At 72.6% G+C, this 11,300-nt stretch carries 7 protein-coding genes; 4 read left to right on the plus strand and 3 right to left on the minus strand.

All coding sequences use genetic code 11. The features are described 5' to 3' along the window. Window positions 1-96 precede the first annotated feature (96 nt). Entirely contained in the window at window positions 97-2,505 is a 2,409-nt protein-coding gene (locus tag CXH06_RS15335; protein WP_114856065.1) for a RelA/SpoT family protein, read from the plus strand. Between the two features lie 45 nt (window positions 2,506-2,550). Here the strand turns inward: CXH06_RS15335 and CXH06_RS15340 are convergent, their stop codons facing one another. Beyond that, window positions 2,551-3,231, minus strand: a complete 681-nt coding sequence (locus CXH06_RS15340; protein WP_198684088.1) for a hypothetical protein — start codon at window positions 3,229-3,231, stop codon at window positions 2,551-2,553. Between the two features lie 115 nt (window positions 3,232-3,346). Continuing rightward, entirely contained in the window at window positions 3,347-5,068 is a 1,722-nt protein-coding gene (locus CXH06_RS15345; protein ID WP_114856066.1) for a DUF349 domain-containing protein, read from the minus strand. A 253-nt stretch (window positions 5,069-5,321) separates the two neighbouring features. Here CXH06_RS15345 and hisS point away from each other — a divergent pair, with 253 nt between their 5' ends. Next, the gene (gene hisS / locus CXH06_RS15350) at window positions 5,322-6,695 is read left to right on the plus strand and encodes a histidine--tRNA ligase (RefSeq protein ID WP_114856067.1); all 1,374 of its coding nucleotides are present in this window, start codon (window positions 5,322-5,324) and stop codon (window positions 6,693-6,695) included. A gap of 82 nt (window positions 6,696-6,777) precedes the next feature. Beyond that, the gene (trxA, locus tag CXH06_RS15355) at window positions 6,778-7,152 is read left to right on the plus strand and encodes a thioredoxin (RefSeq protein WP_114856068.1); all 375 of its coding nucleotides are present in this window, start codon (window positions 6,778-6,780) and stop codon (window positions 7,150-7,152) included. Between the two features lie 130 nt (window positions 7,153-7,282). Here the strand turns inward: trxA and CXH06_RS15360 are convergent, their stop codons facing one another. Next, on the minus strand, window positions 7,283-9,136 hold the full coding sequence (locus tag CXH06_RS15360; RefSeq protein ID WP_114856069.1) for a DEAD/DEAH box helicase: 1,854 nt from the start codon (window positions 9,134-9,136) through the stop codon (window positions 7,283-7,285). A gap of 313 nt (window positions 9,137-9,449) precedes the next feature. Here CXH06_RS15360 and aspS point away from each other — a divergent pair, with 313 nt between their 5' ends. Beyond that, window positions 9,450-11,258: an aspartate--tRNA ligase gene (gene aspS / locus CXH06_RS15365; RefSeq protein ID WP_114856070.1), complete on the plus strand. Its 1,809-nt coding sequence runs from the start codon at window positions 9,450-9,452 to the stop codon at window positions 11,256-11,258. The last annotated feature ends 42 nt before the right edge of the window (window positions 11,259-11,300 follow it).

Consider the following 11,300-nt stretch of genomic DNA (forward strand, 5'->3'; position numbering starts at 1 on the left):
CGGGCCGTCCCCGTGCCCGATCAGCTCGCTGCGGACGGCGTCGAGTCGACGCCCCGGGGACGCGTAGACTGGTGGATCCCAGCGAAGGAGGTGCGCATGCAGGAGCAGCCCGCATCTGATCCCGGGCCCGACAGCGCCGGATCGACCTCGCAGAGCAGCGCGCCGCCGCCGACCCCGGTCTCACCGCGGTCGCCCTCGGTCCCGCCCCGCCGGGCCCGCTCGCGGCTGTCCTTCTTCGCACCCCGCTCGGGCCCCGCGACGGACCCGCTGCTGGTGCCGCTGCTGGAGACGATGTCCTCGGTCAGCCCGAAGGAGAACCTGGACGTCGTCCGGCGCGCCTTCGCGGTCGCCGAGCGCGCGCACCGCGGACAGACACGCCGCAGCGGCGACCCGTACATCACCCATCCGGTCTCCGTCGCCACGATCCTCGCCGAGCTCGGCTCCCCGGCGGAAGTGGTGGCCGCCGCGCTTCTCCACGACACCGTGGAGGACACCGACTACTCGCTGGATCAGCTTCGCCAGGAGTTCGGCGAGGTCATCGCCGTCATGGTCGACGGCGTCACCAAGCTGGACAAGGTCACCTACGGCGAGGCCGCGCAGGCCGAGACCGTGCGCAAGATGATCGTGGCGATGAGCCGCGACGTGCGCGTGCTGCTGATCAAGCTCGCCGATCGCCTCCACAACGCGCGGACCTGGAAGTACGTTCCCGCCGCCTCCGCGGAGCGCAAGGCCAAGGAGACCCTGGAGATCTATGCGCCGCTCGCGCACCGCCTGGGCCTGAACACGATGAAGTGGGAGCTCGAGGACCGCTCCTTCCAGGTGCTCTACCCCAAGGTGTACGAGGAGATCGTCTCGCTGGTGGCGCAGCACGCCCCCGCGCGCGAGCAGTACCTCGCCACCGTCTCCACGCAGATCCACGACGACCTGCGCAAGGCGAGGATCCGCGCCGAGGTCACCGGCCGACCCAAGCACTACTACTCGATCTACCAGAAGATGATCGTGCGCGGACGCGACTTCTCCGACATCTACGACCTGGTCGGAGTGCGGGTGCTCGTGGACACGGTGCGCGACTGCTACGCGGTGCTGGGCACCCTGCACGCCCGCTGGTCGCCCGTGCAGGGGCGCTTCAAGGACTACATCGCGCTGCCCAAGTTCAACCTCTACCAGTCGCTGCACACGACGGTGATCGGCCCCACGGGCAAGCCGGTGGAGATCCAGATCCGCACGCGGGAGATGCATCGTCGCGCGGAGTACGGGGTCGCCGCGCACTGGAAGTACAAGGCGATGGCCGGGAGCCAGAGCGGCGACGAGTCCCGCCCCGTCGCCAATGACGCGGCCTGGCTGCGGCAGCTGATGGACTGGCAGAAGGAGACCACGGACTCGGGGGAGTTCCTGGACTCGCTGCGATTCGAGATCACCACCCAGGAGGTGTACGTCTTCACCCCGAAGGGGGACGTGCTCGCGCTGCCCCAGGGGTCGACGCCGGTGGACTTCGCCTACTCGGTGCACACCGAGGTGGGGCACCGCACCATCGGCGCCCGGGTCAACGGCCGACTGGTCTCCCTGGAGTCCGCGCTGTCCACCGGCGACGTGGTCGAGGTGTTCACGTCGAAGGCTCCCGACGCCGGGCCCAGCCGGGACTGGCTGGGCTTCGTGAAGTCGGCGCGCGCCCGCAGCAAGATCCGGCACTGGTTCTCCAAGGAGCGCCGCGAGGAGGCGCTCGAGAAGGGCAAGGAGGAGCTCGCCAAGGCGCTGCGTCGCCAGGATCTGCCGATGCGCCGTCTGCTCACCCACGACACCCTCGCGACCGTCGCCTCGGACCTGCACCAGCCCTCGGTCGATGCGCTGTACACCTCGATCGGCGAGGGACACACCGGGGCGCAGCACGTGGTCGAGCGGCTGCGCGCCTCCTTCGGCGGGTCCGACGGGGCGGAGGAGGACCTCGCCGAGATCACACTGCCCTCGAAGGTGCGCCGCCGCGGCAGCCGCGCCGAGCAGCACACCTCGGAGACCGATCAGGGAGTGATCGTCGACGGCCACTCCGATCTGTGGGTCAAGCTCGCCAAGTGCTGCGCGCCGGTGCCGGGGGACCCCATCATCGGGTTCATCACCCGCGGCTCCGGCATCTCCGTCCATCACTCCACCTGCACCAACGCCATCCAGCTGCAGGAGCAGCAGGCCGACCGCATGGTCGAGGTCGCGTGGTCGGGCCGCCACAGCACCGCGTACCTGGTGCACATCAAGGTCGAGGCGCTGGACCGGCCACGACTGCTCACCGACCTGGCCCTGGTGATCTCGGAGCAGCAGGTGAACCTGCAGTCCGCCTCGGCGCAGTCGAACACCGATCGCCTGGCCAGCACGTACTTCAGCTTCGAGCTCGCGGACCCCTCGCACCTGCAGGCCGTGCTGGCCCAGGTGCGGAAGGTCGAGGGCGTCTACGACGTCTACCGGGTCACGGCGGACGGCCGACCGGTCGGGGCCGCCGCCCCGCTCTCCGCGCGCTGAGCAGCTCTCGCGCGTCGTCCGGCGCACGAGGGCGCGTCCTCCTGCTCAGGCGGCTCCCGCAGGGGCGGCGAGCATGCGCTCGAGCCGTCTTCGCGCGGCACGCGCCCCCGGATGTCGCCGCAGCCCGTCCAGCCTCCGGGCGACGGCCTCCGGGGCGAGATGCCCGGCGTCCACGAGCCGGTGCAATGCGGGACGCGCCACACCGTCGGGCGCGAAGCGCAGCAGGTCCATGGCCGTCCTCTCCGGCGTCGTCACCGGGGCGCCTCCGAGGGTCTCGACCTCGCGGGGGAGCAGGCGCGAGTAGCGCTGATGCACTCCGGCGATCTCCCCGCGGTGCGCGGGGGAGAGGAGCTCCGCGGGGGACGGCGGCGTCCCGCCGAGGATCACCCAGGCGGCCGAGGGCCCGGCGACCACGTGGTGCGCCTGGAGACGCTCGCCCAGAGCGCAGCCGAGGGCGAGCACCCGGGGCACGGCCCCGTCCAGCATGTCCGGCGGGATGTGGATGCCGGGCAGCAGGCGCACCAGCAGACCGTCGGCCACCATCTGACGGGTGGTGGGGGTCTCCTCCCAGCGCTCGAGGGCCGCCCCGAGCGGCACCGCGAGCTCCGCGGCGTGCCGGGACCAGGCGGCGCACAGACCGATCGGGACCGAGGGCGAGGGGACGGCGGCGTCGCGACCCGTCGCGGGGCGCCGCGGCGGGGTCCACGAGGAGGGCGGCCGGTGCATGGACCGACTGTGCCACGGACGAGCGCCGTCCCCGTCCGACTGTGGACGGACGGGGACGGGGGAGGAACCGCGGCGGCGACCCGGCCCGCGCTGCGGCGGGCGGGATCGGGGCGCGTCAGCCCAGGTCGCGGGCGGAGCGCTCGATGACCGCGAGCCACTCCCTGCGGGCCTCGAGCGCCGCCTCCGCCTCGGCGATCTTCTCCGGGTCACCACCGGCGCGAGCCTTCTCGAGCGCCTCCTCGTACGAGGCGATCGCCGAGTGCAGCTGCGAGGAGGCGCCCTCGACGCGCGCCTTGGTGCGCGGGTCGGTGCGTCGCCACTCGTCCTTCTCCGCATCCTTGACCGTGCGCTCGACGGCGCGGAGACGGTCGTCGACGCGCCGCATGTCCCCGCGCGGCACCTTGCCCGCCTCCTCCCAGCGGTCCTGGACCGAGCGCAGGGCCTTCTTCGCGGCCTCGAGGTCCGCCCGCGGGTCGATCGCCTCCGCCTCCGTGAGCAGGGCGAGCTTGACCTCGAGGTTCTGACGCTGCTCGGCCTCGGTCTCGTGGAGATCGGCGTTGCGCGCCTGGAAGAAGGTGTCCTGCGCGGCCTTGAACCGCTTCCACTGGGCGTCGTCCTTCTTGCGGCTCCCGCGCGGGGCGTGGCGCCACTCGTCCATGAGGTCCTTGTAGGCGCGCACTGTCGGGCCCCAGTCGGTGGAGTTCTGCATCTCCTCCGCCCGGGCGATCAGGGTCTCCTTGAACGTGGCCGCCTCGGCGTGCTTCTCGTCGAGCTTCGAGAAGAACTGCTTGCGCATGCGGTCGAAGGTGGCGCGGGCCGCGGAGAGCCGCTTCCACAGCGCCTCCTCCGTCGGGCGGTCCAGGGAGACGTCCTCGGACTGCATCTGCTTCCATGTCGGCACCATCTGCCGCATGGTCTCCCCGGCGTTCTTCCAGGAGATCTGCTCCGGATCCGTGGCCACCAGGGACTCGATCGACTCGACGAACTCGGTGCGACGGCGCGTGGCCTCCTCGCGTCCCTCGGCCCGCTTCGCCTCGAGCTCCCGGATCTTCTCCTTGGCCTGCTCGCGCAGATCGTTCGCCCGTGCCCGCAGCGCCGGGATGTCACCGACGACCTTGGGCTCCTTCATGTTCTTGCGCAGATTCTCCAGCAGCCGGTTCAGCTCGTTCTGCGTGTGCTCCGGTGCGTTGAGCGCGGACTGCGTGAGGTCGAGGAAGGCGACCAGATCCAGATACCCGCGCGCGTAGGGATCGAGCGCCGCGCGGTGGTCGGTCTCCGTGGTGGTGCCGACCGTGCGCACCTGGGTGCCGTCCTGGACGGTGACGGTGCCGTCCTCGGCGACGGCCCCGAAGGCCGTCGCGGCCTCGATCTGCTCCGGGTCGTACTCGGTGACCGGCGGGGCCAGCGGCAGCAGCGCGGCGGAGGGCTTCTTCGCGGCGAGCGCCGCGGGGGAGGGCGCCGCCGGGCGCGGAGCTGCGGAGGACGGCGGGGAGGGCCTCGGGCCGGGCGAGGGGGCCGGACGGCTCTCGCGCGCCGCGGTAGGCGCCTCCTCGGTCCCGGCGGCCGGAGCCTCCGGCGCGGCCGGCACCTGAGAGGGCTGCTCCTGGGCCGGCTGCTCGGCCGTCGCCTCCCCGGCGGACTCGTCCGCGCCGGTCGCCGACGGTGCGGGCTCGACCTCGTCGGGTTCGGCCTCCTGGGGAGCGGCCTCCTCGGGGGCGGGATCCGGCGCCTCGGCGGCGGCAGGGGTCGCGCTCGGCGCGGCGCTGGGGTCGGCGGCCGGACCAGGAGTCTGATCGGCGGGGGTCGACGCGGGGACGGGAGTCTCGGACTCGCTCACGATTGAGCTCCTTCGAAGGGATCCGCTGCGGGGCGGGACACTGCCACCAGGGTCGGTGGCCGGGCTGGCACGATGGGAGCCCCGGGAGACCCGGGGCGGGACCACGTCCCGGAACTCTACAGCGACCGGGACGGCGCGTCCGACCCGTCCCGCCCCCGTCCTCGTCCGCGCCACCGCGCGCACAGGGCCCGGGGGATAATGGTCGCCGGCTACCCCGCACCCCCGAGACGACCCCTGAAGGATGTGCCCCCGCATGGCGAAGATCTCCGCCCTGTCCGGATTCCCCGAGTGGCTCCCCGCCGAGCGCCTCGTCGAGCAGCACGTGATCGACGTGTTCCGCGAGGTCGCCGAGCTGCACGGGTTCTCCGGCATCGAGACGCGCGCCGTCGAGCCCCTCGAGCAGCTGGTGCGCAAGGGCGAGATCGACAAGGAGGTCTACGTGCTGCGGCGACTCCAGGCGGAGGACGCGCCGGGAGAGGACGCCGGCACCGACCCGTCCCGGACCCTCGGGCTGCACTTCGACCTCACCGTGCCGCTGGCCCGCTACGTGCTCGAGCACCAGAACGACCTCGCCTTCCCGCTGCGGCGCTTCCAGATCCAGAAGGTCTGGCGCGGGGAGCGCCCGCAGGACGGCCGCTTCCGCGAGTTCTACCAGGCCGATCTCGACGTGGTCGGCCAGGACACCCTCCCCGGGCACGTCGAGGCCGAGGTCGCCGTGGTCATGGCCGAGATCCTCGACCGTCTGCCGCTGCCGGCGTTCACGATCCACGCCAACACGCGCCGCCTCTCCGAGGGGTTCTTCCGCTCCTTGGGCCTCGCGGACCACACCGCGGTGCTGCGCGTCCTGGACAAGCTGCCCAAGATCGGCCCCGAGGCCGTGCGCGAGCAGCTGCTGACCGAGGCCGGGGCCGACCCCGAGCAGGCGCGTGCCTGCCTCGAGTTCGCGGCGATCCGGACCCGGGACGCCTCCTTCGGCGAGCGTGTGCGCGCGCTCGGCGGCTCCGGCAAGATGGTCGAGCAGGGCATCGCCGAGCTCACCGCCGTCATCGAGCGCGTCGAGCAGGCCGTCCCCGGCGTGATCCTGGCCGACCTCTCCATCGCTCGCGGCCTCGACTACTACACCGGGACCGTCTTCGAGACCTTCCTCAGCGGCCACGAGTCCCTCGGCTCCATCTGCTCGGGCGGGCGCTACGACTCCCTCGCCGCGGACAACCGGCACACCTACCCGGGCGTGGGGCTGTCGATCGGCCTCTCTCGCCTCGTGTCCCGGATGCTCTCCGCGGACCTGGTGCGCGCCTCCCGGCCCGTTCCCACCTGCGTGCTGGTCTCGGTCGCCGATGAGGAGCACCGCGGGGCGAGCGAGGCGGTCGCGCGGACGCTGCGTGGGCGCGGCATCGCCTGCGAGGTCGCCCCGACGGCGGCGAAGCTCGGCAAGCAGATCCGTTACGCGGACCGTCGCGGCATCCCCTTCGTCTGGTTCCCGGGAGCCGACGGCGCCGCGGACGAGGTCAAGGACATCCGCAGCGGCGAGCAGGGGCCGGCGGAGGCCGCCCGCTGGGAGCCGCCGGCCGAGGACCGATCCGTGCGCCTGATCGCCGGCAGCGGCGCCGAGGACGCCGAGGACTGAGCCGCGCCGTGCACCAGGCGGTGCGCTGTGTCACATCGCGGCGCCGCGGGAATGATCCCCGGCGCCGCGGCGTTGCCCCGGCATGGCTACCCTCACGCTGACCACCGAGAACCACGACGCGACCGTCGAGGACGGGATCGTCCTCATCGACTTCTGGGCGGGCTGGTGCGTGCCGTGCCAGCGTTTCGCCCCCATCTTCGAGGAGTCCTCCGAGACCCACGAGGACGTCACCTTCGCGAAGGTCGACACCGAGGACCAGCAGGAGCTCGCGATGCGCTACGGCGTCACCTCGATCCCCACCCTCGTGGCCTACCGCGAGGGCATCCCGGTGTTCTCCCAGGCCGGCGCCCTCCCGCAGACCGCGCTCGAGGACCTCATCGGCCAGGTGAAGAACCTCGACATGGAGGACGTGCGCAAGGCCTACGCCGAGGCGCAGCAGGGCGAGCAGAACGCCTGACCTCCCGCCGCACGACCGAAGGACCCCGCCACCGGGAACGGTGGCGGGGTCCTTCGCTGTGCGGGCCCGGTCGATCAGGCTCTGCTGGACCTGCTGATCTCCTGCCGCTCGCGAGCTCGCAGCACGTCGATCAGCTGTCGTGCCGGTGGAAGGAGCGGCGCGGGGAATCGCGGCGGTCGCCGCCGTCGCGACGGAAGGGCCGATCGCCCTCCCGGCGCGGACCCTTGCCGCCGCGCGGTCCCTGGTCGGGACCGATGCGCAGCTCGCGGCCGCCCACCCGGGCGCGGCCGATGCGCGCCATCTGCTCGCCGTCGAGGGAGCCGCGGATCTGCACCAGGGAGAAGCTCGGGAAGATCTGGATCTTGCCGATGTCCTTGCCGGTCAGACCGCCCTCGCCGGTGATCGCCCCGACGATGGCCGGGGGACGCGCGCCGTGGGTGTGGCCCACGCCGACCTTGTACGAGGTGTAGCCGTGCTCGGTCTTGGCGCCCTCGCCGCGGGGCCCGCGATCGCGGTCGCCGCGCTGCTGACGGTCCTCCCCGGAGAGCTTCGCCCCGGTGAACTCCTCGTCCTCGGAGGCGGCACCCGGCCCCTCGTCACCCACGGTCATCGCCCCCAGCACGGCGGCGAGCTCGAGCGGGTCGATCTCGTGCTCGGCGACGTACTCGCCGATCAGCTCGCGGTACAGCTCGAGGCGACCGCGCTCGATGCGCGCGGGGACCTGCTCGAGCAGGGCCGCCAGACGGTGCTTGGAGACGTCGCGCGGGGAGGGGATGACCGCCTCGGCGAGCGTCTGCTTCGTGGCGCGCTCGATGTTCTTCAGCGCGCGCCGCTCGTGGGGGCCGATGAAGGTCAGGGCCTCGCCGGAGCGGCCGGCGCGCCCGGTGCGGCCGACACGGTGCACGTAGGCCTCCGGCTCCCGCGGCACGTCGAAGTTCACGACCAGGCCGATCTTCTCCACGTCGAGCCCGCGGGCCGCGACATCGGTCGCGACCAGCACCTGCAGGGTCCCCTCGCGCAGACGCTCGACGATCTTCTCGCGCTCCTTCTGGGGCACGTCGCCGCTGATCGAGGCGGCGACCAGGCCGCGCCCGACGAGCGCGGAGCCGACCTCCTCGGCCGCGGCGCGGGTGCGCACGAACACGATCGCGGCCTCGGCGTCGGAGGTGGCGAGCACGCGGGCCAGCGCACCGGTGCGGTGGCGGAAGGGCACCACGGCGTAGGTCTGGTTGACGGACTTGACGGTCGAGGACTGCGGGGTCACCCGCACCCGGACCGGGTCCTTCATGTGGGTCTTGGCCACGCGCTCGATGGCGGCGGGCATGGTCGCGGAGAACAGCGCCACCTGGCGGGTGTCGGGGGAGTGGGAGAGGATCTCCTCCACGTCCTCGGCGAAGCCCATGCGCAGCATCTCGTCGGCCTCGTCGAGGACGGCGAAGCGGACGGTGTCCAGACGCAGGTTCGCGCGGCGCATGTGGTCCATCACGCGGCCGGGGGTGCCGACGACGACCTGCGCGCCGCGCTTGAGCGCCCGCTCCTGGGGCCCGTAGGGGGAGCCGCCGTAGACGGCGATCACGTCGAGGCCGCCGATGGCGGTGGCGAAGGAGGAGATCGCGTCGGCGACCTGCATCGCGAGCTCACGGGTGGGGGCGAGCACGAGGCCCTGGACCTCCCGCAGCTCCGGATCGATCGCGGCCAGCAGCGGCAGGCCGAAGGCGGCGGTCTTGCCGGTGCCGGTCTGGGCGACGCCGATGACGTCGCCGCCCGCGAGCAGCGGGGGGATGGCCTGGGCCTGGATCGCCGAGGGAGTGGTGAAGCCGAGCTCGTCGACCGCGCGGCGCAGCGGTGCCGGGAGCTCGATCGCGTCGAATCCGGGGGTGGCCTCGGGCTCCGGGGCGGCCGGGGCCTCGGTCGTCGCGGGTGCAGTGGTGGCATCGTGATCCGACGCGGTGGCGGGATCAGGGGCAGGGACGGCGTCAGTCATGGTGTCCTTCGACAGTCAGGGGGTGAACATGCCCTTACATGTCGCAGGGCGTGGATGCCCATACATCTCGCGCGGCGAGGCTCGTGCGAGGCACGATGCGGCTCGGGCGAACTCGGGCGGAACGGACCCGCAATTCTGCAGGTCGGACAGGTTCCCAGTCTACGGCCGAGATGGCGTGGGCAACAGGGCCGAGGTGGCGGGATACGTCACCCTGCGCGGTAGGCTGGGGGCCCCGCGTTCCGTGCGCGGAGGCCCCCGCGCGTCGTGACGTGCGGCGGAGCCGGCCCTGTCGACACCACCAGAAGGACACCTCGTGCTGCGCACCCATTCCGCCGGTGAGCTCCGCTCGGAGCACATCGGACAGACCGTCACCCTCACCGGCTGGATCGGCCGTCGCCGTGACCACGGCGGCGTGACGTTCCTCGATCTGCGCGACGCCGGCGGCGTCGCCCAGGTGGTCGTGCGCGAGGACGAGGCGATGCACCTGCGCAACGAGTACGTGCTGCGCGTCGTCGGCACCGTGGACCGCCGCCCCGAGGGCAACGAGAACCCCCAGCTCCCCACCGGCGACCTCGAGGTGACCGCGACCGAGGTGGAGGTGCTCAGCGCCTCCGCACCGCTGCCCTTCCAGCTCGACGAGCACTCCGAGGTGGGCGAGGAGACGCGCCTGCGCTACCGCTACCTGGACCTGCGCCGCCAGGGCCCCGCCGCCGCCATGCGGCTGCGCTCCGAGGTCAACCGCGCCGCCCGCGACACCCTGCTGGACCAGGGGTTCACCGAGGTCGAGACCCCGACCCTCACGCGCTCCACCCCCGAGGGCGCCCGCGACTTCCTGGTCCCGGCCCGCCTCGCCCCCGGCTCCTGGTACGCCCTGCCGCAGTCGCCCCAGCTGTTCAAGCAGCTGCTCATGGTCGGCGGCATCGAGAAGTACTTCCAGCTGGCCCGCTGCTACCGCGACGAGGACTTCCGCGCGGACCGCCAGCCGGAGTTCACGCAGCTCGACGTCGAGATGAGCTTCGTGGACCAGGAGGACGTGATCGCCCTCGCCGAGGAGATCCTCACCGCGGTCTGGGCCAAGGGCGGGCACACGATCTCCGCCCCGTTCCCGCGGATCACCTACGCGGAGTCGATGCGCCGCTTCGGCTCCGACAAGCCCGATCTGCGCTTCGACCTCGAGCTGGTCGAGATGACCGAGTACTTCCGCGACACCCCCTTCCGCGTCTTCCAGGCGCCGTACGTCGGCGCGCTGGTCATGGCCGGTGGCGCCTCGCAGCCGCGCCGCCAGCTCGACGCCTGGCAGGAATGGGCCAAGCAGCGCGGCGCCAAGGGCCTCGCCTACGTGCTCGTGCAGGAGGACGGCTCCCTCACGGGCCCGGTCTCCAAGAACATCTCGGAGCAGGAGAAGGCGGGACTGTGCGAGGCCGTCGGCGCCGCGCCCGGTGACTGCGTGTTCTTCGCCGCCGGCGACGTGAAGTCCTCGCGCGCCCTGCTGGGCGCGGCGCGCGGCGAGATCGCCGAGCGGCTGGGCCTCATCGACCACGACGCCTTCGCCTTCGCGTGGGTGGTCGACGCCCCGATGTTCGAACCCGCCGCGGACGCGCGCGCCGCCGGCGACGTCGCGGTGGGGGAGGGCGCCTGGACCGCGGTGCACCACGCCTTCACCTCACCGAAGCCCGAGTACCTCGAGAGCTTCGACACCGACCCGGGTTCCGCGCTCGCCTACGCGTACGACATCGTCTGCAACGGCAACGAGATCGGTGGCGGATCGATCCGTATCCACGACCAGTCCGTGCAGCAGCGGGTGTTCTCCGTGATGGGCATCGCCGAGGAGGAGGCACAGGAGAAGTTCGGCTTCCTGCTGGACGCCTTCCAGTACGGCGCCCCGCCGCACGGCGGCATCGCCTTCGGCTGGGACCGCATCGTCGCCCTGCTCGCCGGGGAGGAGTCGATCCGCGAGGTCATCGCCTTCCCCAAGACCGGCAACGGCTACGACCCGCTGACCGCCGCCCCGGCTCCGATCACCCCGCAGCAGCGCAAGGAGGCGGGGGTCGACGCCCCGCCCGCCCCGCGGGGCGAGCCCGGCGGGAGCGCCGCCGCGGAGGGCGCCGGGTCCGACGCCTGAGACCTGCTGACACGGGAACGGCCGACGCGAGCGATCGCGTCG

This window comes from Brachybacterium sp. YJGR34 (assembly GCF_003347015.1).
Taxonomy (GTDB): Bacteria; Actinomycetota; Actinomycetes; order Actinomycetales; family Dermabacteraceae; genus Brachybacterium.